Below are 24961 nucleotides of genomic sequence, written 5' to 3' on the forward strand. Positions count from 1 at the left end.
AACCGGACATCGTCCAGACGGGCTTGGCCGACGCCTTACGGAGCCTTAACCTACGGTCTCGTAACCTACGAATCCGTAGGTAATCCCGTATGCCCTTCTCTCCGTCCCCAGGAGTCCCCGTGACGCTCACCTCTCCCCACCTCGGCAGCTCGGCGGAGTGGACCGACGCGCGCCTGCTCTACGCGCTGGAAGAGGTCGTGGAGAAGGAGCTCAACCGGCACCTGAAGGTCACCAAGGACTGGATGCCGCACGAGTACGTGCCGTGGTCCGACGGCCGGAACTTCCCCGGTCTCTTCGAGGACGGCGAGGCCTGGGACCCGAAGCAGTCCAAGGTCACCGAGATCGGCAAGATCGCCCTCGTGGTCAACCTGCTCACCGAGGACAACCTCCCGAGCTACCACCACGAGATCGCCAGCCTCTTCGGCCGCGACGGCGCCTGGGGCACCTGGGTGCACCGCTGGACCGCCGAGGAGGGCCGCCACGGCATCGTGATGCGCGACTACCTGCTCGCCTCCCGCGCCGTCGACCCGGACAAGCTGGAGCAGTTCCGGATGTCCCACATGAGCGAGGGCTTCGAGTCCGACAACCGGCACTCGATGCTGCACTCCGTGGCGTACGTCGCCTTCCAGGAGCTCGCGACCCGCATCTCGCACCGGAACACCGGCCACCAGTCGGGCGACCCGGTCTGCGACCGGATGCTCGCCCGCATCGCCACCGACGAGAACCTGCACATGGTCTTCTACCGGAACCTGCTGGGCGCGGCCTTCGAGCTCGCCCCGGACCTGACCATGATGGCCGTGCGGGACGTGGTCGTGAACTTCCGGATGCCCGGACACGGCATGCCGGGCTTCGAGCGGGCGGCGGCGCAGATGGCGATCGGCGAGATCTACAACATGCGCATCCACCACGACGACGTCCTCCAGCCGGTCCTGCGCTTCCTCAAGGTCCTCCAGATCGAGGGGCTCGGGCCGGAGGGCCTCCAGGCCCAGGACGAGCTGGGTCTGTACATGAACGGCCTGGACAGCGAGGCCAGCAAGTTCGACGAGAAGCTCGCGGCCCGCAAGGCCCGCATGGCGGCCCGAGCGGCCGGCTGAGCCACCCCTCGCGCCTCCGGCGGGAACGCGTGCGGTTCAGCGGCTGCCCTGCTGCCGCTTGAGCCGCACGCGCTCCTTCTCGGAGAGCCCGCCCCACACGCCGAAGCGCTCGTCGTGGGCCAGTGCGTACTCCAGGCAGGCCACGCGCCCCTCGCACGCCCCGCACAGCTGCTTGGCCTCGCGCGTGGACGAGCCGGGGGCCGGGAAGAAGAACTCCGGGCCCGCCTGGGCGCACAGGGCGTTCTCACGCCAGGAGAAGTCGGGAGCGGTCAGCACGTCGGTCATCGTCTGCATGACCCCTACGTTGCCTGCCTGCCCTAAACAGGCCATCAACGTTCGATCAATGGCGTATACCCAGCGCCGGCAGGACCGTCTCCGCCACCCGGTACGCCTCCTCCAGGAGCGGGTTCCCAGACAGGATGAACGTGTCCACGCCCAGCTCCCGGTACTCCTGGAGGCGCTCCACGACCTGGGCCGTGGAGCCGACGACCGCCGTGCCCGGGCCCGGCCGGAACAGGCTCATGCCCGGCCAGAGGTTCGGGTGCGTCTCCAGTTCGCGCGCCCGCGCGGGGACCCGGCCGCCGTGCTGCCGGTACTGGCGCTGCCAGCCGACGCCGTCCTCGCCCGCCCGCTCGCCGAGCTGCCGGGCGTACGTCGCCTCGCTGGTGACGTCGAGCAGCCGGTCGGCCGCCGCCCACGCCTCGTCCTCGGTGTCGCGGACGATGAGGTGGAGCCGCAGACCGATCCGGAGGGTACGGCCGTGGGCCGCGGCCCGGGCCCGTACGTGGTCGAGCTTCTCCTTCAGCAGGTGCGGTGGCTCGCCCCAGGTGAGGTAGACGTCGACGTGCTCGGCGGCCATCTCGATGCCGGGCGCCGATGAGCCGCCGAACCACAGCGGGACGTGCGGTTCCTGGACGGGCCGCAGGTCCCGGAAGGAGGCGCCCGCGTCCTTGAGGTCGTAGAAGCGGCCCTTGTGGTCGAAGACCTCCCCCGCCGTGAGCCGCTTCACGATCGACCAGTACTCGGCGCTGAGCGCGTAGCGCTCGTCGTGCTCGACGTGGAGCCCGTACTCGCGCAGGGAGCTCGTCGATCCGTTGACGACGTTGAACCGGAGCCTGCCGCCGAAGAGGTTGTCGAAGCTGAGCGCCATCTTGGCCAGCAGGGTCGGCGAGATCAGACCCGGGTGGACGGCGAGCAGCGGCTTGAAACGGGTGCTGGTGGAGGCCGCGAGCGCGGAGCCGAGCGGCCAGACGTCGTAGAGGTCGGTGGCGAGCAGCGCGCCGGTGTAGCCGAGGCGCTCGACCGTGCCGGCGAGCTGCTGGAGGTAGCCCAGGTCGACGGGGCGGCGGCCGGCCGGCTCCCAGGGGTACGCGCCCTCGCGCGGGATGATGTACCAGAGGACTTCGGGTGGCTGGGTGGTCACGGCGGTCAGGCCTTCCGGGGCAGGGCGTCGGCGACGGTGATCGCGCGGTCGATGAATCCGGTGCGGTGGAAGATGTCCGCCGCCTGCTGCTGCTCGGCGACGAACTCCTCCGTGACCTCCTCGATCGTCCAGGGAAGCGCGCGCAGCGCCGTCTCCCAGTCGTCGACCGTGCCGCCCTGGTCGGCGGCGGCGATCTCGGCGGCCTCGCGGGGATGCGCGGCGGCCCAGTCGTCGGCCCGCCGCAGCGCGCGGGTCAGCGCCTCGACGAGCTCGGGCCGCTCCTCGGCCAGGTCGCGGCGGGCGAAGAAGACGGACCGGTCGGTGATGACCTCGCCGGTGCGGATCAGGGTGCGCAGCCCGCCGGTGCGGTGGGCGGCGGCGAGCTCGGCGCCCTGCGCGACCCAGGCGGTGATCTCCCCGGAGCGGAGCTTCTCCTCGCTGGTGGAGTCGCCCCGTACGGGCGTGATGTCGGTGGCGTACGAGAGCCCGGCGTCGTCCAGGGCCTTGGCGACGAGGTGCGTCTGCCAGGAGCCGACCGCGAGGTGGACGGTGCCGCCCTTGAGGTCGGCGACGGTGCGGACCGGGCTGTCCTCGGGGACGAGGAGGGCGCCGTGGCCGGGCCGGGGCGCGGAGACGGCGGTGTAGACGATGTCGTGGCCGGCGGCCTGCGCGGTCACGGGCGGGGTGGAGCCGGTGCCGCCGAAGTCGATGGTGCCGTCGGCGAGGAAGGCCCCGGTGCGGACGCCGTCGGTGTACGGGTGCCAGGTCACCGTCTCGCCGAGCGCGGCGAGCTCCTGCTCCGCGAAGCCGAGGCGGGAGAGGTGGTAGAGGGAGGGGTTGCTGCGGTGGACACCGATGGTGACGGTCATGCGGGGGCTCCTTCGATGAGGACGGGGGCGGACGGGAGTACGTCTTCCGGTGCGTGGACGCCGAGGTCGGCGAGGAGCCGGCGACGCAGGGCGACGAAGGCCGGGTCGCCGGGGTCGCGGGGGCGGGGGACGGTCACGGGTTCGTCGGTGACGAGCCGGCCGTCGCGCAGGACGGCGACCCGGTCGGCGAGGCGGACGGCCTCGTCGACGTCGTGGGTGACGAGGAGGACGGCGGGGCGGTGGATGCGGCGCAACTCGCCGACCAGGTCCTGCATGCGCAGCCGGGTCAGCGCGTCGAGGGCGGCGAACGGCTCGTCGAGGAGCAGGAGTTCGGGCTCCCGGACGAGCGCCCTGGCCAGGGCGACGCGCTGGGCCTCACCACCGGAGAGGGTGGCGGGCCAGGCGTCGGCATGACGGTCGAGGCCGACCTCGGCGAGGGCCCGCAGACCGGTCTCCCGGCTCGCCGCCCCACGCGGCAGCCCGACGGTCACATTGCCGAGGACCTTCTTGGACGGGATGAGCCGGGGCTCCTGGAAGACGATCGTGCGGACGGCCGGGACGAGCACCTCCCCTCCGTCGGCGCCGTCGAGGGCGCCGAGGATGCGGAGCAGCGTGGTCTTGCCGCTGCCGCTCGCCCCGAGCAGGGCGACGAACTCGCCGCGCCCGATGGTGAGATCGAGGCCGTCGATGACGGCGCGCCTGCCGAAGACCCGGCGCAGTCCCCGCACACGTACGGCGGTCATTTCGTCCCTCCCGGTCCGGCGGTGCGCCAGGGCATGAGGATCCGCTCCAGGCCTCGGACGAGGACGTCGGCGGTGAGGCCGAGCAGTCCGTACACGAGGATGCAGACGGCGAGGATGTCGGTGCGGGCGTAGCTCTGGGCCTGGGACATCAAGTAGCCGATGCCTTCGGTGGCGTTGATCTCCTCGGCGGCGATGAGCGCGATCACGCTCAGCGTCATCGAGAGCCGCAGCCCGGCGAGGAGCGAGGGCAGCGCGCCGGGCAGCACGACCTGGCGGACGATCGCGAGGCGGCCGAGGCCGAAGCTGCGCATGGCCTCGACGAGCTTGCGGTCGGTGTTGCGGACGCCGCCGGAGGTGGAGACGTACATGGGGAAGGTGGTGGCGACGGCGATCAGCAGGATCTTCGCGGTCTCGTTGATGCCGAACCACACCATGAAGAGGGGGACGAGGGAGAGGAAGGGGATGGTCCGCAGGGTCTGGAGGGAGGAGTCGAGGAGTTCGTCGCCGAGCCGGGTGAAACCGGTGGTGATGCCGAGGGTGAGCCCGGCGGCGAGGCCGATGACGAGCCCGATGCCCGAGCGGGTGAGGGAGGTGGCGAGCGCGTCCGGAAGCTGGCCGTTCCCCCACAACTCCCTTACCGCGTCAATGACTTGCGGGGGCGAGGCGAGGACGTCGGGAGTGAGGAGTCCGGTGGCGGAGGAGATCCACCACAGGGCGAGGAGGGCGAACGGGCCGAGGGCCCGGACGGTCACGGAGCGGGCGCGGGAGCGGGGGCGCAGGACGGGCGGGCGGGGCGGGACGAGTCCGGCGGTCTCGGCGGTCTCGGTGGTCCCAGTGGTCTCGGTGGTCCCGGTGGTCTCGGTGGTCTCGGTGGTCCCGGCGGTTCCGGTCGTCGCGGCGGCCGCTTTGATCCCCACGCTCGTCATGACAGCTTCTCGATGTCGAGGAGATGGGCGGCGATGTCGACCTTGTTCGGCGTGACCTTCTGATCGGCGTAGAACCGTGCGACGGTCTCGAAGCGCTTGATGTCCTCGGCGCCGATGGGGTCGACGGTGCCTCCCTCGCGGGTGAAGCCGATCTGGACCTCCTTGGCCTTGCCGTTGACGGCGGTGGGGCCGGCGTCGGTGAAGACGTTGAGGTACGCGGCCGGATCCCGCTTCTCCTTGGCACTGTTCTCGTGGAGGTAGCGGTAGAGCGCCTTCACGACCTCGGGGTGCCGCTCGGCGAACTCCGAACGGACCGCGTTGAGGCTGTAGTTGTCGGATCGGATCGCGGTGCCGTCGGCGACGAAGTGCGCCTTGCCCGAGCCGATCTCGGCGACGGCGTAGGTGGACCAGACGGCCCAGGCGTCGACCTGACCGGCGTTGAAGACGGCGGCGGTCTGGTCGGGGCGCAGATAGACCCGCTCGACCTTGTCGGCGGGGACGCCCGCCCCGGCGAGGGCCTTGAGCAGCAGGTACTCGCCGGTGCCGCCCTTGTTGACGGCGACCTTGCGGCCGACGAGGTCCTTGATCGAGGCGATGTCCGAGCCCTCGCGGACGAGGATGCCCTCGCCGACGGGGTCGGGGTCGGTGGCCGTGAAGAAGGCGAAGCCGGGGCTCTGGGAGAGGGAGGTGATGCCGGAGGTGATGGAGCCGGTCGCGATGTCGAGCTGGTCGGCGTTCATGGCCTGGGCGGCGGGGGCGAAGGGGCCGGCGCTGCCGGTCCACGCCACCTTGGCGCCGACGGCGGCGAGCGCCTTGTCGAGGCTGCCGTCCTTCTTGCCCCGGGCGAGGACGCCGGCGTTGCCGGGGTCGGGGATGCGGACGGTGACAGTGTCCTTCGCTCCCTTCGACGCCTCCGTTCCCGTGGGGTCGCCGCCGCAGGCGGTGACCGTGGCGAGGGCGGCAAGGGCGGCCAGAGCGGCGAGCGGGGTGAGTGGGCGCATGGCGGTCGTCCTTCTCGGAGGCGGGTCGGGGGGTGGGAGGGGGCGTGCGGGCGGGGTGGCTGCGCTCGGCGGTTACGGGACCGGGTGCGGGGAGCGCTGCCCGGCGGGGGCGAGGAGGCGGGCGCGGCGCAGCGGCTCCGGGTCGGCCCAGGTGCGTACGTCCACGGCCTCGGGCAGGAAGCCGTGCGCGCGCAGCGCCTCCTCCTGGCGGGCGAGCAGGTCGAGCCGGGTGGCCGACAGGTCGGGGTGGAGGGTGCGGTGGGTGCCGGGCCGGTAGGCGCCGGCGACGCCCTCGGCGCCCGCGCCGGTCTCGGCGCCGAGGATGCGGGCGACCTCGGCGGGTTCGTCGGCGGCCCAGTCGGCGGCGCGGAGCAGGACGGCGAGGAAGCGGGCGACCAGCTCGGGGTGCTCGTCCAGGAGGTCCTGGTGCACGGTGAGCGGGCGCGGGGTGCCGTTGTTGACGCGGTGCCCGGGGTCGGGGAGCTCGTCGAGTTCCACGGCGACCTCGGCTCCGGCGCGGCGGGCCGCCTCGACGGCGAGGGCACCCTTCACGTAGACGGCGTCGACGTCGCCCCGGCGCAGTGCGGCCAGCTCGGCGGCCCACTGCCCGGCGTGCCCGTCGGCCGGTACGTCGACGAGGACGGCGTCGGCGAGTCCGTACCCCGCGGACGCGAGGACGCCCTCGAAGCCGCGCAGGGCCATGGCCCGCCAGAAGTCGATCGGCACGGAGTGCCGGGGCACGGCCAGCCTGAGGCCGCGCAGGGCGGCGGCGCCCCGGACCGGGGAGCCGGGGGCGACGAGCACCACCTGACGCTCCTCGATCCAGGTGAGGCCGACGAGCCGGGTGCGTTCTCCGCGTGAACGGGCCCACAGCGCGGGCACGTTGCCGCCCTCGCGGAAGAGGCCGGGAAGGGCGTGGGTGAAGTGGGTGGCGCGGTCGGCGCCGGGTTCGGCATCCTGGAGCGAGCGGACGGCGATCCCGTCCGGGGCGAACTCCCCGGCCAGCCAGCCCCGGTCGGCGGCGACGCCGGTGGCGGTGGGGACCGGGCAGCGGGTGAACCAGAGCGTGTCGGGGACGCGGGCAGAGGTCATGGAGGGATTCCCGGGGTGTGGGGGGTCGGGTGGGGCCCGACCGGAGAGGGCGGCGGCCGCGAGGGCAGGAGGGCGGGCCGCTCGGTGACGTGGCAGAGGGGAAGGCGGTGGGACACGCCGAAACAAGACAGGTGGGAGAGGCGTGAGGAGGGTGGGATCAGCGCGGTGAGTCCGCCGGGCGGCATGCCCCGGCCCGTACCGCGCACCGGTTCACGCGGGACGACGGCCTACGGGACGACGGCACGCGCGACGATTCGTGCGAGGCGACACCGACGACGTGACAGCGGTGGAGCGGCTCAGCGACAGGTGGCGGCGGCGACGCGCGCCAGGTCGATGTGGCGCCGCCGGGTGAGGGCGGGAGCCGCCACGGGAGAGGCGGCGGGCAGGGAGCGTGCGGGACGCCGTCCGTTCATCGCTGGCCTGCTCCCTCCGGCTCGGTGCCGCTGTGTGGTGTTGGCCGGAACCCTGCCATGGAAGCTCCGCCGCTCACAACTCGGCTCCCACGATGTGGGATTGCGTATGAACAGAGTGTTTCCGACCACGCTCGCCACCCGATTCGGCTCCCGCCATGTGGGAGCGTGGGGGCCCGATCACCCACGGGGAGCGAACCCTATGACGACCGAGGCCGGCATCGCCCGACCCCCGGCGGGCGCCCAGGCGGTCCGCCGCGCACTGGACGTGCTGCACTGTTTCCACGACAACGGGCCCGATCTGAGCGCCTCCGACCTCGCACGCCGGCTCGGGCTCTCCACTTCCACGGCGCACCGGCTGGCGCGGACCCTCCTCGGCGCGGGCTTCCTGGAGCAGGACGCCCGGACCGCCCGCTACCGGCTCGGCCCGGCGATGACGGAGCTGGGCCGGCTCTCGTACCACCAGCGGGGGCTGCACCTGGCCACGCCCGAGCTCGCCGATCTGGCCGAACGGACCGGCGCGACGGCCGACTTGGCCCTGCGCAGCGGTCCGCACGTGGTGATCGTGGCGGGCGGTTCGGTGACGCCGAAGGTCGGTCTGCGCCGGCCGCTGCACTCGACGGCGCTCGGGAAGGTGCTGCTCGCCTGGCCCCGCGCGGGCGAGGGCGGCCCCCGGTCCCTGCCGCCGCTGCCCGCGTTCACCGAGCGGACCATCGTCGAACCACCCGCCCTGGCGGCCGAGTTGGGGCGCGTGCGGGAGGCGGGGTACGCCCTCAACGACGGCGAGTCGGCGCACGGGGTGCGGACCGTGGCCGTACCGGTGCTGGAGCGGGCGGGGCACGCGCGGTTCGCGCTTGCGGTCCGCGCGACTCCGGAGCTGATCACCGACGCGCGGCTCGACTGGTACGTGGCACAGGCCCGGGCGTGCGCCAGGGCGCTGGAGGTCCTGCTCCTCACCCCGACGGAACGGCGGGACCCCGGGGACCGGGCCTGACGGCGCCCCGGCACGCGGGCGCGCGGAGATGTCCGCACGGTCGTGCGTTCAGTACGATGGGGGCATGAGCGGCAGCACGGGAAGCACCACGGGGACGGGCACGCGCACCGGCTCCGGCGCCAAGACGGACGGGCGCGTCGAGCGCGGTAACCAGACACGGCGTCTCGTGCTCGGCCGGACCATGGACATCGCCTCCATCGAGGGGCTCGAAGGCCTGTCCCTCGGCCGGATCGCGACCGAGCTGGAGCTCAGCAAGAGCGGCGTCTTCGCACTCTTCGGCTCCAAGGAGGAGCTCCAGCTCGCCACCATCAGAGCCGCCGCCGCCGTCTTCGCCGAACAGGTCGTGACCCCCCTGAAGGACGTGCCACCGGGGGCGTCCCGCGTGCGCGCGCTGTGCCGGAACTGGCTCACGTACTCCTCGGACCGGGTCTTCTCGGGCGGCTGCTTCTTCTACGCGGTCTCGGCCGAGTTCGACGCCCGTACGGGTCCGGTCCACGACGCCGTGGCCCGCGCCCGCCTCGACTGGACCGCGTACATGGAGCGGAGCCTGTCGGAGGCGCGCGCGGTGGGGGACTTCGCCGAGGACCTGGACGTGGAGCAGATCGCCTTCGAGGTGATCGCCCTCATGGAGGCGGCCAACGCCCAGTCCGTGCTGCTCGGCGACACGCGCGCGTACGGCCGCGCCGAACAGGGCGTCACGGCCCGGCTGCGGTCGGCGGCCACGGCCCGGGGCCGCGCGGCCCTCACCGACCCGGCCTGAGCCCCCTGGCCCCTCCCCTTTCCTCGCCGCGAGCCCGTCCACGGGTCACTGCGCCACCCCGCCGACCGGCACTACGGACACCATTGACACGCCCGACCCCCGGCTGAACAACAACTCGGCCGTGATCACCACGCCGGTGAGTCGACTCAGCCTGTCGCGATCCTGCCCTCGGGCACGATCCGGCCCTCGGGCGCCGTGACCGCCGGCTCCGGCACGGATCCGGCGGTCACGAACTCCACTGCCTCGGCCACGACTTCGGGGTCCGTCAGGATGCGCCGGTGGCCGAGGCCCCGGGTGACGACGAGCCGGGCCCGGTCGCCGTGGGCGCGGGCCAGGCGGCGCGCCTGGACGACGGGGACCATGTCGTCGCCCTCGTCGTGGAACAGCAGGACGGGGAGGTCGAGTTCGGCGGGTGACCCGTCGGCGTCGAACCGGTCCCAGATCCCGGGCTCGTCGGGCGCGACCCGTCGCTCGACGTGCGCGCGCATGCGCCGGACCACCAGCTCGCTCACGCCGAAACCGGCCCGGAAGCCCGCGAGCAGCATGGTGAAGGACGAGACGCCGCCCAGCCCCACCAGGCGGCCGGCACGAACGCCGTCCCTGAGGGCCAGGTGGGTGGCGAGGACGCCGAAGGAGTGGGCGACGACGGCGTCGAAGTCCCCGTGCTCGGCGTGCAACTCCCGGATGATCGCGCGGTATTCGACGATGTTGCTCGCCCTGCCCGAGGACTCGCCGTGGCCCGGCGCGTCGAAGGCGACCGGGCTGTAGCCGCGTTCGACGAGCGCCTCGGCGAAGGCGGTGAGCCGTGAGGCGCGCGAGGACCAGCCGTGGACGAGCAGGACCGGCCGGCGCCCGTCGCCCCAGGCGTACGTGACGACGTCCTTGCTCCGGACGCGGAGGTGACCCGTACGGGCGGCGGCGAAGAGCGCCTGCTCCTCGGGCCGTGGCCGGGCCCGGCCGAGCGGCCGGACGAAGAGGTGGAAGGCCAGGCGTCCGGCGGGCCCTGGGGCGACGCGGGCGGCGGTGTTCAGGACGGTGCGTACGAGCGGAGCCATCGGGTACATGCCGGATCTCCTCGGTCGGCCAGCGTAGGAAAAATACTAGCACGATCGTTCGTGTTGTTTTAAGCTCGAAGCGGCAGGGCGGGCCGGCCCCCACCCGGAACGGCCGCCCGCCCTGTCACTCCTCTCCGGAGGGCTCCTTCTTCGCGCGGCTCGGCTGGACCCGCTTCGGCTCGCCCGGCATCTTCGGATACTCCGGCGGATACGGCAGGTCGCCGAGCCCGTGCTCCGCCTCGTCCCGCCGGGCCAGTTCCAGCAGGGACTCCAGGCTGAACCGCTCGTCGTCCATGTCCGCGTGGACGTCGCCGAGTTCGGCGTATCGGACCGGCATCGTCCTGATGTCGAAGTCCCTCGGCACCGCGTCGTCGATCTCGTCCCAGCGCAGCGGCGCCGAGACGGGGGCGTGCGGACGCGGGCGTACGGAGTAGGCGGAGGCGATGGTCCGGTCCCGGGCGGTCTGGTTGTAGTCGACGAAGATCCGCTCCCCTCGCTCCTCCTTCCACCACTTCGTGGTCACCTGCTCCGGCATCCGCCGCTCCAGCTCCCGGCCGCAGGCGATGGCCGCCCGTCTGACCTGCGTGAAGGTCCAGTCGGGCGTGATCGGCACGAAGACGTGGAGCCCCCGGCCGCCCGAGGTCTTCGGCCAGCCGCGCAGCCCGTGCTCGTCGAGGACGGAGCGCAGCTCGTGGGCGGCGCGGACGGCGTCGGCGTACTCCGTGCCGGGCTGCGGGTCGAGGTCGATGCGGAGCTCGTCGGGGTGGTCGGTGTCCTCCCGCCGTACCGGCCAGGGATGGAAGGTGACGGCGCCGAGGTTGGCGGCCCAGAGCACGGCGGCCGGCTCGGTGGGGCACATCTCGTCGGCCGACCGGCCGCTGGGGAAGGTGATGTGGGCGGTCGGGATCCAGTCGGGCAGGTACTTGGGCGCCCGCTTCTGGAAGAAGGACTCGCCCGTCACCCCGTCGGGGTAGCGCTCCAGCGTGGTCGGCCGGTTCCGCAGGGCGCGGGTGATGCCGTCACCGACGGTCAGGTAGTAGGTGACCATGTCGAGCTTGGTGTAGCCGGGCTCGGGGAAGTACACCTTGTCCGGGTGGGAGACCCGCACGGTCCGGTCGCCGACTTCCAGTTCCACCGCTGCTGCCTTGCCTGCCATGCCGGTCAGCCTAGGGTTCGCCGACAAGTCCCGCATACCGGACAATCGGCTCCATGGATCTGCCGGTGATGCCGCCCGTGAAACCGATGCTCGCCAAGTCCGTGAAGCGGATTCCGCCGGGGATGCAGTACGAGGCGAAGTGGGACGGCTTCCGGGCGATCGTCCACCGCGACGGTCCGGAGCTCGTCATCGGCAGCCGTACGGGCAAGCCCCTCACCCGATACTTCCCCGAGCTGGTCGAGGCGCTCGCGGCCCGGCTGCCGGAGCGCTGCGTCGTCGACGGCGAGATCGTGATCGAGCACGACGGCCATCTCGACTTCGACCGGCTCAGCGAGCGGATCCATCCGGCCGACTCCCGGGTCCGCATGCTCGCGGAGACCACTCCGGCGCGGTTCGTCGCCTTCGACCTGCTCGCCCTCGGGGACGAATCGCTCCTCGACGTGGAGCTGAGCGAGCGGCGGGCGGCCCTGGAGCGGGTACTCGACGGGGTCGACGCCCCGGTCCATCTGGCGCCCGCCACCCGGGACGCCGAGGTCGCCGCGCGCTGGTTCGAGCAGTACGAGGGCGCGGGGCTCGACGGGGTGATCGCCAAGCCGCTCGACCTGCCGTACCGGCCGGACGCCCGCCTCATGTACAAGATCAAGCACGAGCGGACGGCCGATGTGGTCGTGGCCGGCTACCGCTTCCACAAGAGCGGACCGATCGTCGGCTCGCTGCTCCTCGGCCTGTACGACGACGGGGGCGTCCTCCAGCACGTCGGCGTGTGCGCGGCCTTCACCGCCGCCCGGCGCGCCGAGCTCGTCGAGGAGCTGGAGCCGCTGCGCATGGACCCGCCGGACGGGCACCCGTGGGCGGCGTGGACGGACGAGTCCGCGCACGAGGGGGCGCGGCTGCCGGGCGCGCCGAGCCGCTGGTCGGGCAAGAAGGACCTGTCGTGGGTGGCGCTGCGGCCGGAGCGGGTGTGCGAGGTCGGGTACGACCACATGGAGGGCGACCGCTTCCGCCACACGGCCCAGTTCAAGCGCTGGCGCCCGGACCGGACGCCGGAGTCCTGCGGCTACGGGCAGCTGGACGAGCCCGTCTCGTACGACCTGGCCGAGATCCTCTCGTAGGGCGCGGAGAGCCCCGGGAGTACGGCCGGCAGGCACGGAATCGCCGCTTGCGGAAGCCGCCGGACCCGCGAGTGAGATGCTTCACATTTCACGGACGGTCAGCCCATCCAACATCCCTTATTCGACAGGACGTTCGACGAACGTCCTGTCGATGACCCGGGACCGTCACACCGGGCCGGAGCCGCCGCCCGGCCTCGTACCTGCGGGAACGCGCCCGCGGATGCCGGCCACGGCCACGCCTCCCTCCCCCTCGCCGGGCACCGCCCCAGTCCGCGAGGCCTCCCGCCGTCGCTCCTTCGCGACAGCCCCGTGCCGGAACCCGTACCGCGATCCGGTACGTATTGGAGGAGGAGACACTCCGCACCCTCCCCGGACACACAAGGACTGGCCCGTGATCGCCTCGCCCTCGCCCCTCGTACCCGTACCGATCCCCGACAGCGTGGCCGCCCTGATCGGCGCCTGTCTTCCGCTGCACGTCCTCCAGGCCGAGGTCGACGCGGACTGCGCGGCGCGCGAGGTGTACCGGTTCCGGGGGCCGCTCTGCGCGGAGGACCGGGCGGACCGAGAGCACGCGCTCGCGGCGCTGGCGCGGGCCAACAAGATCCTCGCCAAGCACCACCCCCAACTGCCCGTCACTCCCTGAGCCTCCGGGGCCCCGACGGGGTACACCTGTTCGGCCGTCCCCCGCATGCATGAGGCCGGAGGCGGTGTGACGCTGCGAAGGTGACCACGACCAGCGACGCAGTGCCCGCGCCCCCGGCCGCCACCGAGCCACCCCTGCTCGACAAGCGCCGCCGCAACATCGTCTTCGGCACGATCATGCTGGGCGTCCTCCTCGCCGCCCTCGACCAGACGATCGTCGGCACCGCCCTGCCCACGATCGTCTCGGACCTCGGCGGCGCGGCCCACATGTCGTGGGTGGTCACCGCCTATCTGCTCGCCGAGACGGTCGCGACCGTCCTCGTCGGCAAGTTCGGCGACCTCTTCGGCCGCAAGGTGATCTTCCAGATCTCGGCGGTCGTCTTCATCACCGGCTCGTTCCTCTGCGGACTCGCCACGAACATGACGCTGCTGATCGTCTGGCGCGGTCTCCAGGGCATCGGCGCCGGCGGCCTGATGGTCACCTCGATGGCGCTCATCGCCGATGTGATCCCGCTGCGCGAACGCGGCAAGTACCAGGGCGCGATCGGGGCCGTGTTCGGTGTCTCCACCGTCATCGGCCCGCTCCTCGGCGGTCTTTTCACCGACCATCTGAGCTGGCGCTGGGCGTTCTACGTCAACGTCCCCATCGCGATCCTCGTCGTGATCGCCGCCGCCCGCACGATCCCCTCCGTACGTGCCGCGAGCCGCCCGGTCATCGACTACGCCGGCATCGCGTTCGTCGCCGTGGGATCCAGCGCCCTGATCCTGGCCACCAGTTGGGGCGGCAACGAGTACGCGTGGACCTCCGGCGTCATCATCGCGCTCTTCGTCGGCGGCTTCGCCGCCCTCGCCCTCTTCTGCTTCGTGGAGACCCGGGCGGCCGAACCCATGCTGCCCATGCGGCTGTTCGCCAACCCGGTCTTCACCGTCTGCTCCGTGCTGAGCTTCGTCGTCGGCTTCGCCATGCTCGGCGCGATGACCTTCCTGCCGACCTATCTCCAGTACGTCGACGGGGACTCGGCGACCGTCTCCGGCATCCGCACCCTGCCCATGGTCGTCGGACTGCTCATCGCCTCGATCTTCAGCGGCAACGTCGTCAGCAAGACGGGCCAGTACCGGATCTTCCCGATCGTCGGCTGTCTGGTGATGGGCATCGGCCTCTTCCTGCTCTCGCTCATGGGGCCGGAGACCAGCACCTGGCTGGAGTCGCTCTACATGTTCGTACTCGGCGTCGGCATCGGCCTGTGCATGCAGGTCCTGACCATCGCCGTGCAGAACACCGTCGAGTACGCCGACCTCGGCACCGCGACCTCGGGCGTCACCTTCTTCCGTACCCTCGGCAGCGCCTTCGGCACGGCCGTCTTCGGGACGATCTACGTCAACTCCCTCAAGCCCAACCTCGCGGCGGGGGTCGGCGAGGCGGCGGCGGTCGCCGGGAGCCTCGGCATCGACCCGGCCGGCCTGGCACAGGCCGCGCAGAGCCCGGCCGGGGTGCACGGCCTGCCGGACGAGGTCGCCGAGCCGATCGTGCAGGCCTACGCGGACACCCTCCACACCGTCTTCCTCTGGACGGTGCCGGTCGCCGCGATCGGCTTCGTCGTGGCCCTCTTCCTCAAGCAGGTGACGCTGCGCGACTCGGCGCGCGCCGCCGCCCCCGACATGGGCGAGGGCTTCGGGTCCCCGACGACGTCCGGCGACTCGGCGAAGCTCCTCGAACTGTCCATCGGCCGGATCCTGCGCCGCACGGACCTCGACACGGCACGCCGGATCGTCCACGCGTCCGACACACGGCTCGACACGGCGGGGGCGTGGGCGGTGATGCAGGTCGAGCTCTTCACCCGGACGGTCGGGCACGCCAGCCTCGGCCTGATCGCGGCCGGACGCCGGGTGCCGCCGGAGGTGCTGCTGCCGGTCTTCGACCGGATGGTCGACGAGGGCTTCCTCACCCGGGACGGCAACCTGCTCTCCCACACCTCGGCGGGCGAGCGCGAGGCGGGGGTGATCACCCGGGCCTGGGGCGACTGGCTCTCCGACCGCGTCGAGCAGGAGCGCGGCCGGCCGAGCGGCGCCGAGCTGCGGGCGGCGACGGACGCCATCGCCAAGAAGTTCGTCGCCGAGGACCTGGCGAGCGGCCTCCCGGCCGGACGGGCCGGGAACGACCGGGCCGCATCCGTGGCGCGCTGACGTCGCCGAACGCCCCCCGGCCAGGGCGGCGCCCCTACTCGGTGACGTCGCCAGCCACCCCTCGGCCAGGGCGGCGCACTACTCGCTGACGTCGCCCGCCACCCCTCGGCCAGGGCGGCGCCCCTACTCCGTGACGTCGCCGTCCACGTACACCCAGGCGCCCTCGTGGCGGGCGAAGCGGCTCCGCTCGCGCATCGCACCGGCCTCGCCGCCGTGGACGTAGCTCGCCGCGAAGGTCACGGTGCCGTGCTGGTGGAAGGCGGTGCCGTCCGTGGCGCCCTGGATCTCCAGGCCGGTCCAGCGGAGCGCCGGGTCGAAGTCGACCTCGGCGGGGCGGGTCTCCGGGGCCCACGTACGCAGCAGGTACGCCTCGTCGCGGACGACGAAGGCGCTGTAGCGCGAGCGCATGAGCAGCTCCGCCGTCGGCGCCGTACCCGCCGTACCGCTGTGGAAGCGGCCGCAGCACGCGCCGTACGCGGCGTCGAGGCCGCAGGGGCAGGGGGAGTCCGCGGTGACGGCCGGGGCGGCGGGGGCCGGGGACGTACGGGGGCGGGGCTTGCGTCGGGACATGCCGCCATTGTCCCCCAGGGAGGCGATGGCCCTGCGCCCGGCATGTGGACACCGCCGTGGACGCCCGCCCGTCGTCCCGCTGCCCGGCGGGTGCGCCCGAGTAGCGTACGGGCATGAAACTGACGATTCTCGGAGGCGGCGGATTCCGGGTGCCGCTGGTGTACGGCGCTCTTCTCGGCGACCACGCGGAGGGGCGGGTCACCCACGTCACGCTGTACGACCTCGACGAGGGCCGCCTCTCGGCCATCGCCAGGGTGCTCGTGGACCAGGCCGAAGGGGTGCCGGACGCGCCCGTCGTGACGGCGACGACGGACCTCGACGAAGCCCTGCGCGGGGCCGACTTCGTGTTCTCGGCGATCCGGGTCGGCGGCCTGGAAGGCAGGGCGGCCGACGAGCGGATCGCGCTCGCCGAGGGAGTGCTCGGGCAGGAGACCGTGGGGGCGGGCGGGATCGCGTACGGCCTGCGGACCGTGCCCGTCGCGGAGCACATCGCCCGTAAGGTCGCCCAACTCGCCCCCGATGCCTGGGTCATCAACTTCACCAACCCCGCCGGACTCGTGACGGAGGCCATGTCCCGGATCCTCGGCGACCGGGTCGTCGGCATCTGCGACTCCCCCGTGGGCCTGGGACGCCGCGTCGCGCGCATCCTCGGCGCGAACCCGGACGAGGCGTGGATCGACTACGTCGGCCTCAACCACCTGGGCTGGCTGCGCGGTCTGCGGATCGACGGACGGGACGAACTTCCCCGGCTCCTCGCCGACGAGGAGGCGCTCGGCTCCTTCGAGGAGGGCAGGCTCTTCGGCCCGGAGTGGCTGCGCTCGCTCGGCGCCGTCCCCAACGAGTACCTGCACTACTACTACTTCAACCGCGAGGCGGTGCACGCCTACCGCACCGCCGAACGCACCCGCGGCGCCTACCTGCGCGACCAGCAGGCCGGTTTCTACGAGGAGATGGGCAAGCCCGACACGCCCGCCCTGGACACCTGGCACCGGACGCTCGCCGACCGCGAGGCCACCTACATGGCCGCCAACCGCGAGGCCGCCGGCATCGGCGAACGCGACGAGGAGGACCTGGAGTCGGGCGGCTACGAGAAGGTGGCGCTCGCCCTCATGCGGGCGGTCGCCCGCAACGAGCGGGCCACGCTGATCCTCAACGTGCGCAACGGCTCCACGCTGGCCGCGCTCGACGCGGACGCCGTGATCGAGGTGCCCTGCTTCGTGGACGCGAACGGCGCCCATCCCGTGTCGGTGGCCCCGCTGCCGTACCACGCCGTCGGTCTCGTGACCGCCGTGAAGGCGGTGGAGCGGGAGGTCCTCGCCGCGGTGGAGAGCGGCTCGCGGGCGACGGCGGTCAAGGCGTTCGCCCTGCATCCGCTGGTCGACTCGGTGTCGGTGGCCCGCCGGCTCGTGGAGAACTACACGGCGGAGCACGCCGGTCTGGCCTATCTGCGGCGCTGAACCGACGCGGAGCGTTCACGGAGCCGTCGCGGAACAGTACGGCCGACGAACATCTTTACGGGATCGGGGGTGCGGCCTAGGCTCGCGCCCCATGACCTCACAGCGTCGCAAGGGAGCACGGAGAGGCCTGGCCCGCCTCGTCGCGGTCGGCCTGCTGGCCGCCGGACTCGTGGGCACGGCACCGGCGGCCGCCGAGACCCCGACGGCCACCGCGGGCCCGGTCGTCGTCCCCGTCCAGACGACCGGGCCCGCGGACCGGCGGTTCAACCTGGTCTTCATGGGCGACGGCTACACGGCCGCGGAGATGCCGGCCTTCCGGGCCGACCTGGAACGGCACCTGAACACGCTGTGGAGCATCGAGCCCTTCGCCTCCTACCGCTCCTACGTGAACGTGTGGGCGGTGGAGGCCCCTTCGGCCGAGTCCGGCGTGGACTGCGACCCGGGCCTCACGGCCCCCGCCCGCGACACCGTGCTCGACATGGGCTTCTGGGGCGGCTGCAATCCGAGCAGCGTCCAGCGGCTGCTCACCGTCAACAGCGCGAAGGCCGGCGCGCTCGCCGATCTCGTCCCGGGCACGAGCCGCGCCAACCGGCAGATCGTCGCCCTCGCCCACAGCTCCACCTACGGCGGTGCCGGCGGGAGTTACGCCACGGCATCCGGGGGCAACGCGCTCTCCTCCCTCATCACCCCGCACGAGATAGGCCACTCGCTCGGCGGCCTCCAGGACGAGTACGACTACTACGGACGAGGCGTCCCCGGCGGGGCGTACTCCGGCTCCGAGCCGGACTCCACCCACCACACCCTCCTGACGGAAGATCAGATGAGGGACCAGAAGGCCAAGTGGTGGCGCTGGCTCGGCGAGAAGAGCGAGTCCGGCGGGATCATCGGGCGCCACGAGGGCGGCCTGTACAGCACGAAGGGCGTCTGGCGGCCGAGCCGCCACTCCCTGATGAAGACCCTCGGCTACGCCTTCGACCAGGTCGAGCGCGAGGTGATGGTGCGGGCCATCTCCGCGAAGGTCAACCTGATCCAGGAGTACACGCCGAACACCGCGCCGATCGGCGCGGACCGGACCGTGTGGGTGGACACCCTGCACCCGGTGGGCGGTCAACTCGCCGTGACCTGGCGGCTGGACGGCCGCGAGCTCACCACCCGCGGCGCGCGCACGATCGACCTGCGGAGGCTCGGCCTCTCCCCCGGCAGGCACACGCTGACGGCGACGGTCACCGACCCGACGCCCTTCGTCCGCGACCCGGCGGTCCGCGCCTCGACGGCGCTCACCCGCACGGTCGACTGGACGGTGGACACCTCCCTCACCACCGGAGAGGCGCCCGTGGCGGCCGAGTTCACCGGGCACACCCCCACCGGGGACCCGGTCGGCGCCCGGACGGTCGTCCACGCGGACACCACACACCCGACGGACCGGACCCTCGCCGTGCAGTGGCGCCTGGACGGCCGACCGGTCCACCCGGCCGGCGGCACGAGCCGCAACGACCGCGACCTGGACCTGGGTTCACTGGACCTCACGCCCGGTACGCACCGACTGACGGCCCGCATCCCGGGCACGGACGAGGAGTTGAGCTGGACGGTCGACGCCCGTCCCGCCACGTCCTCGTACGAACTGTCCGCGCCGCTGCGCACCGTGCGGCGCCTCGGGCTCCCCGTCGAGTACGTCTACGACGGGCCGTTCACGATGCGGCTGACCGCACGGGACGATCAGGCCGGCGCAGTGGTGAGCCAGTTCCGGGTGGACGGCGACGGCTGGTACACGTACTACGGCTGGCCGACGGACGCCGACGCGCCGTTCCGCTTCACGCCCGGCGGCACGGTGATCGACGACCTCGTGTACGGGAAACTGGGCCGCAGCCGGGCGGTGCCGTGGGACGACGCCACCCCGGACTACGGCACGCACACGATCGAGCACCGCACGATCGACGCGGCCGGAAACGTGAGCGGGGCGCGGAGCTTCCGCGTGACGCTGGTCGAACCGGGACGGTAGGCAGGACACGACATCGCATGACGAAGGCCCGCGGACCCTCCGGTCCGCGGGCCTTCTCGCGCCTTTCGTTCCTACGAGATCAGAGCTTGCGGGCCACGGCGGCCCACCCCGGGATCGGGTCGTCGCCCTGGACCGGGACGGGCTCGCCCAGCTCCGGGTGCCACTCGGCGGTGAGCGAGACGCCCGGCTCGACGAACTCCATGCCCTCCAAGAACGCGGCCAGTTCGTCGCGCGAACGGGGCCGCAGGGTCAGCCCGCGCGCCTTGTACATGGCGCTCGCCTTCGCCGCGCCCTCGGGGTCGAAGTCCCCGGTGACATGGGAGAGGACGAGATAGCTGCCCGGCGCGAGCTTCTCGACGATCTTGGCGACCAGCTCGTAGGCGCCGTCCTCGTCCCCGACGAAGTGCAGCAGGGCGAGCATCGACAGCGCGATGGGCTGGTCGAAATCAAGGACCTTTCCGGCCCTTTCGAGGATGGTCTCGGGGTCGCGGGCGTCCGCCTGGATGTACTCGGTGGCCCCCTGCGGGGTCGAGCGCAGCAGCGCGGCCGCGTGCGCGAGCACGATCGGGTCGTTGTCGCAGTAGACGATGCGGGACTCCGGCGCGGCCTCCTGCGCGATCTGGTGCAGGTTCGGCTCGGTCGGGATGCCCGTACCGACGTCCAGGTACTGGCGGACGCCGTGGGCGCTGAGCCAGCGGATGGCGCGGTGCATGAAGGCCCGGTTGACGCGGGCCATGTCCCGGCCCCGGGCGTCGACGGTGAGCAGCTGCCGCGCCATCGCCTCGTCGACCGGGTAGTTGTCCTTGCCGCCCAGGAACCAGTCGTACATGCGTGCCGGATGCGGCTTGCTGGTGTCGATCCGTACGGATGCGGGGTCCTGGGTCATCGGCTCTCCTGGTCGGAACGAACGGGTGGCACTTCAGCAAGAGTTACGCGACGGAACGGGCGGGGCGGAAGGGTCAGGTGAGCAGAAAATCAGCCTGACCGGATTTGGCCCCCTGGATGAAAGCGGCGATCTCCCCGTGGGTGTAGATGAGCGCGGGTCCTTCAGGGTCTGCGGACTGTCGCACGGCGACTCTGCCGTCGGCCAGTTTCATGGCCTCCACGCAGTTGCCCCCGTTCCCGCCGCTCCAGGGCTTGTGCCAACCATCGACACCGAGCTCAGCGGCGGGCATGCCGTTGTATATGCGATCCATTCACAGCTCCTTGCGGAGACCCCGGAGGATCTCCTTCGTGCGTTGTGCAGTCGCGGCCTGAGCCGCCATGCGGTCCATGACCTCCAGGTGGGATGCCACCTCGGGGCGCGCGTCGAGATAGACGGCGCCGGTCAGGTACTCGCTGTAGACCATGTCCGGGAGTTCGGGCATGGCGAAGCGGAAGAGGACGAACGGTCCGTAGGTGCCGGGGTGGTGGCCGGACGCGAACTCCGCGATCTGCAGGGTGACGTTCGGCAACTCGGACGCTTCGAGCAGCCGGTCGAGCTGGTCGCGCATCACTTCGGGCCCGTCACCGACCGGTCGGCGGAACACCGTCTCGTCCATGATCACCCAAAACTTCGGGGCGTCCTCCCGCGTCAGCAGGGACTGGCGCTCCATCCGTAGGGCTACATGGCGCTCGGCGTCCTCGTCCTTGCCGGCATCGCTGCCGCCGACCGCCCCGCTGCGCAGAATGGCTCGGGCGTAGGCCTCGGTCTGCAGGAGACCGGGGATGAACTGCGGTTCGTACGCGCGGATGAGGCTGGCCGCCCCTTCCAGGCTCACGTACATGGAGAACCAGCCGGGCAGCACGTCGTGGAAGCGCTGCCACCAACCCGGGAGGTTGGCCTCCTCCGTGAGGGCGACGAAGCCCTCGGCCTCGGCGTCCGTGATCCCGTACTCCTTGAGCAGGAGTTGTACGTACGGAACCTTCAGCGCGACCTCGGCCGTCTCCATGCGCCGGACGGTGGCCGGGGCCACCCGGAGGATCTTGGCCGCCTCTTCCCTCTTCAGGCCGGCCCGCTCGCGCAGATCCTGCAGCCGCCTGCCGAGAACGACCTGTCCCACCGTGGGGGCGGACCGCGGCTCGCTCACTCTGACCTCCCCGACGCACTGTTTCGACGAGTGTGCCACGAAGGCGAGCCAGAGAGAACACAGCACTCTGCAATTTTCAGAGTGCCACTTGCCAAGTGTCCGAGTCAGGAGGACAGTGTTCCGGTGAACCAGTACAACGCTGCCGTCGTGCGCCACCGCGCCCCGGGGCAGCGCCGTACGGCACTCCTGCCCACTGTTGTGAGGAACCGGTCGTGGCTTCTGGTAACGCGCAGCCTTCAGGTCTCATGAGCCCTCGAGTCATGGCCCAGCGCCCAGAACCCCGGACCGATACCGGCATCCGTACCGATGGCGTACGCCGCTTCGCGTTCGAACTCCCGGCCCTGACCGGGTCGGTGGCGCGCGCCCGCCGGCTCGCCGAGGAGCGGCTCATTCTCTGGGGCTGCGGCCCCGACATACGTGACACCGTCGCCCTGGTCGTCTCCGAGCTCGTCACCAACGCCGTGGTCCACACCGCGAGCGGCCGGGTGGTCTGCGAGCTCCGTGAGGACGAGGACACCCTGCGTATAGCGGTACGTGACGAGGGCGGCGCGGCGGGGCCGCGGATGCGGGACTGCGGCGAGGAGGAACGCGGCCGCGGACTCCTCATAGTCGACGCGCTGTGCACCGCCTGGGGCGCCGACCGCACCGGGCACGGCACGGCGCAGATCGTCTGGGCGGAGCTCGCCCACGGCATGGGGGAACCGTGCTGAGGTCGATGGCCACCCTGCTGATCCCCCGGTCGGCCCGCAAGCCGCCGGAGATGCCCACCGTCCCGCGCCAGCGCGGCACCCCGGCCCCCCGAGGGCCGCACGCCAGGACGCTCGGCTCCACGGCCCCCGGCTCCCGGACGCTCGACGCCGCGGAACTCGGCGCGACCCGTCTGGCCGTCCCCGTCGGCCTGCACACCGGCCTCGGCTGCGACGCCGTCGGTGTCCCCGCCCGCTTCGGCTTCAAGATCCTCTCCCGCCTCCCCGCCAAGGGCTGCGTCTACGCCGACACCGACTGGTGGTGGTGGCTCGTCCCGGCCGGCTCCGATCTGGACCTGACCTGGCCGCTGCCCGCCTGTTACGCGCCGGGCGCCGAGGTCCCGGACCGCGGCCCGCGCCTCGTCCACCACCCCGACGGCACCTCGCCCTACACGCCGCCGATCCCCCTGTACCTGCTGGTCTGCCAGCTGACGGGCATCGCCCCCGCCTGGTCCACGCCCCCGGCGCCCCCCGTACGCAGTGCGCTCTGACGCTCGGGGCCGGTGACCGCATAGGCTCGGGGACATGTTCACCCCGCAGGGCCCCAGCCTCCGCGAGCTGACCGTCCAGGCCCTCTCCTCGGTCGAGCACGGTTACGACCTGCTCGCGAACAAGTTCGACGCGACCCCGTTCCGCACCTCCGACCGCCTCCTGACCGCGGTGGCCGACGCCCTGGAGGAACTCGGCCCCTTCGACTCGGGGCTCGACGTCTGCTGCGGCACCGGCGCCGGACTCGGCGTCCTCCGCTCCGTCTGTGCGGGCCGGATCACGGGCGTCGACTTCAGTACCGGCATGCTGACCCGGGCCCGTCGCGCCCATCCCGGCGCCACCCTGGTCCGCGCGGACGCCCTGGCCCTGCCCTTCGTCCCGGTCTTCGACCTCGCGGTCAGCTTCGGCGCCTTCGGCCACTTCGTCCCGGACGCCCAGCGCACGCTCTTCGCCCAGGTCCACGCCTCGCTCCGCCCCGGCGGCACCTTCGCCTTCCCCCTCCCGGCCCCGCCCCGAGTCGGCTCGCGCCTCTACTGGACGCTGTGGGGCTTCGACGCCGCGATGCGCGTCCGGAACGCGCTGTGGCACCCGCGTTTCGTCATGTACTACCGCACCTTCCGCCTCGCGGACGTCCGCAGCCGCCTGGAGGACGCGGGCTTCGAGGTCTCCCTGACCCCGCTCGATTCCCTGGGCCGCCGCGAGGACGGCAGCCCGCACTGCCGCCTGGTGGTGGCACGCAAGAGCTAGAGGGCCCCGCCCCAGAAGGCGGAGGGGCGCTGAAAGCCGATCCGGACCTCGACGTCGAGGGCGGCGCCCTTCCCCGGCGGCACATCGAATCCGTACACCGCCACGGCCTTCCGCCCGGGCAGCAGGGCGCCCGTGAGCCCGGAGCCCAGATCGGGCTCGACATCGAAGATCCGCTTCGCCTCCCGCCCGTCGCCGTCCCGGGCGGAGACCTGCACGAGAGCGAGTTCGAGCCGCTCGTCGGACCCGTTGCGCACGGTGACCTCCACGGTCACGGCCGTGTTCCCCGCCTTGTGCCCGGCCGCGGCTTCGGACGGTGTGAACCGGTCGGGAGCGGAGACGGTGACCTCGACACCGTCCTCGTACCGCTGCGTCGCCCCGAAGGCGAGGACGTCGGCGGCGGAGGGCGTGCCGGGGCTCCGGCCTGCCGAGGTCGGAGGGGTGGGTGGGATGGGCGCAGTGGATGGGGTGGAGGCCGAGGCCCGGGGCACGGACGGTGTGGGCGAGTCCGTGGCGCCGCCGCGCCCGTCCTTCTCGAAGGCACCCGCCGCGGCGAGGATGCCGACGACACCGAAAACGAGGACGATCCCGCCGACGAGGGCTAAGAGAAGCATCCGCTTCCGTGGCGGCGGGGGGTCCGGAGTCAGGCCGTTCAGAGGCCCGGAGGGCGGACCGGCCGGCGGCTCGCCCCGGCCATGGGAGTTCCGTCCGGGGGTGCTTCCGTCCGCCATGGGATACCTCCGCCGCTCGACCCGCGACGTGCGATCACATCAGCCTAGGTCGGGTGACGGCCCCCCGCCCGCCGAAGCGTCTCGGCGGTCTGGCGTCAGGCCTTCTTGACCACGCTGGACTTGAGCTGCATGGCGCCGAAGCCGTCGATGCGGCAGTCGATGTCATGGCCGTCGACGCCGTCGACCAGGCGGATGTTGCGCACCTTGGTGCCCGCCTTGATGCCGGACGGGTTGCCCTTGACCTTGAGGGCCTTCACGACGGTCACGGTGTCGCCGTCGTTGAGCACGTTGCCGACGGCGTCCTTGATGACGCGTTCGCCGGTCGTGTCCGCACTGTCGCCGTCGGCGGCCGGGACCCACTCGTGGCCGCACTCCGGGCACACCACCAGATTGTTCATCTCGTACGTGTACTCGCTGGAGCACTGGGGACAGGGGGGAAGGTTCTCGATCACGTTCCCAGGATAGGTGCTGCCCGCCGGCCGACCCGGCCGCCCGTTTGGTCGTGGAAAACGAGAAGTGCCGGTCGATACGAGATCGACCGGCACTTCTCTTCGGTGTCCGAGGGGGGACTTGAACCCCCACGCCCGATAAAGGGCACTAGCACCTCAAGCTAGCGCGTCTGCCATTCCGCCACCCGGACAAGGTGTCTGTCGCTTTGTGGTTTCCCTCGCGGCGACAGAGATAACTCTACCAGG

General features: G+C 72.1%; 27 protein-coding genes and 1 tRNA gene. 11 read left to right on the plus strand and 17 right to left on the minus strand.

From position 1 onward, the window contains the following. The first annotated feature begins 119 nt into the window (after window positions 1–119). Window positions 120–1094, plus strand: coding sequence for an acyl-ACP desaturase (locus tag ASC82_RS14470; protein ID WP_056647071.1), 975 nt, complete (start codon window positions 120–122; stop codon window positions 1092–1094). A 36-nt stretch (window positions 1095–1130) separates the two neighbouring features. Here the strand turns inward: ASC82_RS14470 and ASC82_RS14475 are convergent, their stop codons facing one another. From ASC82_RS14475 to ASC82_RS31455, 8 genes are all read right to left on the minus strand, one after another. Then, window positions 1131–1388 (minus strand): WhiB family transcriptional regulator, encoded by a 258-nt coding sequence (locus ASC82_RS14475; protein WP_024761524.1) that lies wholly within the window; start codon window positions 1386–1388, stop codon window positions 1131–1133. 46 nt (window positions 1389–1434) lie between these two features. Beyond that, on the minus strand, window positions 1435–2517 hold the full coding sequence (locus ASC82_RS14480; protein WP_024761525.1) for an LLM class flavin-dependent oxidoreductase: 1083 nt from the start codon (window positions 2515–2517) through the stop codon (window positions 1435–1437). A gap of 5 nt (window positions 2518–2522) precedes the next feature. After that, window positions 2523–3386 (minus strand): ABC transporter substrate-binding protein, encoded by an 864-nt coding sequence (locus tag ASC82_RS14485; protein WP_056647074.1) that lies wholly within the window; start codon window positions 3384–3386, stop codon window positions 2523–2525. Further along, window positions 3383–4129: an ABC transporter ATP-binding protein gene (locus ASC82_RS14490; protein WP_056647076.1), complete on the minus strand. Its 747-nt coding sequence runs from the start codon at window positions 4127–4129 to the stop codon at window positions 3383–3385. Before ASC82_RS14490 ends, ASC82_RS14485 begins: the two co-directional genes overlap by 4 nt. Then, on the minus strand, window positions 4126–5055 hold the full coding sequence (locus ASC82_RS14495) for an ABC transporter permease (RefSeq protein WP_079039265.1): 930 nt from the start codon (window positions 5053–5055) through the stop codon (window positions 4126–4128). The genes ASC82_RS14490 and ASC82_RS14495 overlap by 4 nt, the downstream gene beginning before the upstream one ends. After that, window positions 5052–6056, minus strand: a complete 1005-nt coding sequence (locus tag ASC82_RS14500; RefSeq protein WP_056647079.1) for an ABC transporter substrate-binding protein — start codon at window positions 6054–6056, stop codon at window positions 5052–5054. The genes ASC82_RS14495 and ASC82_RS14500 overlap by 4 nt, the downstream gene beginning before the upstream one ends. A gap of 72 nt (window positions 6057–6128) precedes the next feature. Further along, window positions 6129–7148, minus strand: coding sequence for an ABC transporter substrate-binding protein (locus ASC82_RS14505; RefSeq protein ID WP_056647082.1), 1020 nt, complete (start codon window positions 7146–7148; stop codon window positions 6129–6131). Window positions 7149–7444: 296 nt separating this feature from the next. Next, window positions 7445–7561 carry a putative leader peptide gene (locus ASC82_RS31455; RefSeq protein ID WP_312846727.1) on the minus strand — a complete coding sequence of 39 codons (117 nt, stop codon included), beginning with the start codon at window positions 7559–7561 and terminating at the stop codon, window positions 7445–7447. Window positions 7562–7760: 199 nt separating this feature from the next. Here ASC82_RS31455 and ASC82_RS14510 point away from each other — a divergent pair, with 199 nt between their 5' ends. Both ASC82_RS14510 and ASC82_RS14515 read left to right on the plus strand, forming a co-directional pair. Next, entirely contained in the window at window positions 7761–8552 is a 792-nt protein-coding gene (locus ASC82_RS14510) for an IclR family transcriptional regulator (RefSeq protein ID WP_056647085.1), read from the plus strand. A gap of 64 nt (window positions 8553–8616) precedes the next feature. Then, on the plus strand, window positions 8617–9312 hold the full coding sequence (locus ASC82_RS14515; RefSeq protein WP_056647087.1) for a TetR/AcrR family transcriptional regulator: 696 nt from the start codon (window positions 8617–8619) through the stop codon (window positions 9310–9312). Between the two features lie 146 nt (window positions 9313–9458). On the opposite strand, the gene ASC82_RS14520 is transcribed toward ASC82_RS14515, so the two are convergent. Both ASC82_RS14520 and ligD read right to left on the minus strand, forming a co-directional pair. After that, window positions 9459–10376 (minus strand): alpha/beta hydrolase, encoded by a 918-nt coding sequence (locus ASC82_RS14520; RefSeq protein WP_056647090.1) that lies wholly within the window; start codon window positions 10374–10376, stop codon window positions 9459–9461. A 115-nt stretch (window positions 10377–10491) separates the two neighbouring features. Then, window positions 10492–11523, minus strand: coding sequence for a non-homologous end-joining DNA ligase (gene ligD / locus ASC82_RS14525; protein ID WP_056647093.1), 1032 nt, complete (start codon window positions 11521–11523; stop codon window positions 10492–10494). Window positions 11524–11576: 53 nt separating this feature from the next. Between ligD and ASC82_RS14530 the strand changes: the two genes are divergently transcribed. From ASC82_RS14530 to ASC82_RS14540, 3 genes are all read left to right on the plus strand, one after another. Beyond that, a complete protein-coding gene (locus tag ASC82_RS14530; RefSeq protein ID WP_056647096.1) occupies window positions 11577–12635 on the plus strand; it encodes an ATP-dependent DNA ligase in 1059 nt (352 codons plus the stop codon). A gap of 391 nt (window positions 12636–13026) precedes the next feature. Further along, the gene (locus ASC82_RS14535) at window positions 13027–13278 is read left to right on the plus strand and encodes a hypothetical protein (RefSeq protein WP_024761539.1); all 252 of its coding nucleotides are present in this window, start codon (window positions 13027–13029) and stop codon (window positions 13276–13278) included. Between the two features lie 80 nt (window positions 13279–13358). Further along, entirely contained in the window at window positions 13359–15461 is a 2103-nt protein-coding gene (locus ASC82_RS14540) for an MDR family MFS transporter (protein ID WP_056647099.1), read from the plus strand. A 123-nt stretch (window positions 15462–15584) separates the two neighbouring features. Here the strand turns inward: ASC82_RS14540 and ASC82_RS14545 are convergent, their stop codons facing one another. Next, window positions 15585–16031 carry a YchJ family metal-binding protein gene (locus ASC82_RS14545; protein ID WP_199862536.1) on the minus strand — a complete coding sequence of 149 codons (447 nt, stop codon included), beginning with the start codon at window positions 16029–16031 and terminating at the stop codon, window positions 15585–15587. 113 nt (window positions 16032–16144) lie between these two features. Here ASC82_RS14545 and ASC82_RS14550 point away from each other — a divergent pair, with 113 nt between their 5' ends. Next, a complete protein-coding gene (locus ASC82_RS14550) occupies window positions 16145–17488 on the plus strand; it encodes a 6-phospho-beta-glucosidase (protein ID WP_056647104.1) in 1344 nt (447 codons plus the stop codon). Window positions 17489–17579: 91 nt separating this feature from the next. After that, window positions 17580–19487: a M64 family metallopeptidase gene (locus ASC82_RS14555; RefSeq protein ID WP_056647107.1), complete on the plus strand. Its 1908-nt coding sequence runs from the start codon at window positions 17580–17582 to the stop codon at window positions 19485–19487. 79 nt (window positions 19488–19566) lie between these two features. Here ASC82_RS14555 and ASC82_RS14560 read toward each other — a convergent pair whose 3' ends face one another. The 3 genes from ASC82_RS14560 to ASC82_RS14570 form a co-directional block, all read right to left on the minus strand. Next, the gene (locus ASC82_RS14560) at window positions 19567–20373 is read right to left on the minus strand and encodes an SAM-dependent methyltransferase (RefSeq protein ID WP_056647108.1); all 807 of its coding nucleotides are present in this window, start codon (window positions 20371–20373) and stop codon (window positions 19567–19569) included. Window positions 20374–20446: 73 nt separating this feature from the next. Further along, window positions 20447–20683 (minus strand): DUF397 domain-containing protein, encoded by a 237-nt coding sequence (locus tag ASC82_RS14565; protein ID WP_024761545.1) that lies wholly within the window; start codon window positions 20681–20683, stop codon window positions 20447–20449. Beyond that, window positions 20684–21556: a helix-turn-helix transcriptional regulator gene (locus tag ASC82_RS14570; protein WP_056647111.1), complete on the minus strand. Its 873-nt coding sequence runs from the start codon at window positions 21554–21556 to the stop codon at window positions 20684–20686. Window positions 21557–21816: 260 nt separating this feature from the next. Between ASC82_RS14570 and ASC82_RS14575 the strand changes: the two genes are divergently transcribed. The 3 genes from ASC82_RS14575 to ASC82_RS14585 are packed head-to-tail and all read left to right on the plus strand — an operon-like array spanning window position 21817 to window position 23538. Beyond that, entirely contained in the window at window positions 21817–22266 is a 450-nt protein-coding gene (locus ASC82_RS14575) for an ATP-binding protein (RefSeq protein WP_056647113.1), read from the plus strand. 5 nt (window positions 22267–22271) lie between these two features. Continuing rightward, entirely contained in the window at window positions 22272–22793 is a 522-nt protein-coding gene (locus ASC82_RS14580; protein ID WP_185909225.1) for a hypothetical protein, read from the plus strand. A 34-nt stretch (window positions 22794–22827) separates the two neighbouring features. Further along, window positions 22828–23538 (plus strand): class I SAM-dependent methyltransferase, encoded by a 711-nt coding sequence (locus ASC82_RS14585; RefSeq protein ID WP_056647116.1) that lies wholly within the window; start codon window positions 22828–22830, stop codon window positions 23536–23538. Here ASC82_RS14585 and ASC82_RS14590 read toward each other — a convergent pair. From ASC82_RS14590 to ASC82_RS14600, 3 genes are all read right to left on the minus strand, one after another. Then, window positions 23535–24149 carry a DUF4352 domain-containing protein gene (locus ASC82_RS14590; protein WP_056647119.1) on the minus strand — a complete coding sequence of 205 codons (615 nt, stop codon included), beginning with the start codon at window positions 24147–24149 and terminating at the stop codon, window positions 23535–23537. The two genes, ASC82_RS14585 and ASC82_RS14590, sit on opposite strands and share 4 nt — an antisense overlap. A gap of 212 nt (window positions 24150–24361) precedes the next feature. Continuing rightward, the gene (locus ASC82_RS14595; protein ID WP_056647123.1) at window positions 24362–24718 is read right to left on the minus strand and encodes a zinc ribbon domain-containing protein YjdM; all 357 of its coding nucleotides are present in this window, start codon (window positions 24716–24718) and stop codon (window positions 24362–24364) included. Window positions 24719–24821: 103 nt separating this feature from the next. Beyond that, window positions 24822–24906: transfer RNA gene (locus tag ASC82_RS14600), tRNA-Leu, on the minus strand. Window positions 24907–24961: the final 55 nt, after the last annotated feature.

The organism is Streptomyces sp. Root431 (genome assembly GCF_001426585.1).
GTDB lineage: Bacteria > Actinomycetota > Actinomycetes > Streptomycetales > Streptomycetaceae > Streptomyces > Streptomyces stackebrandtii.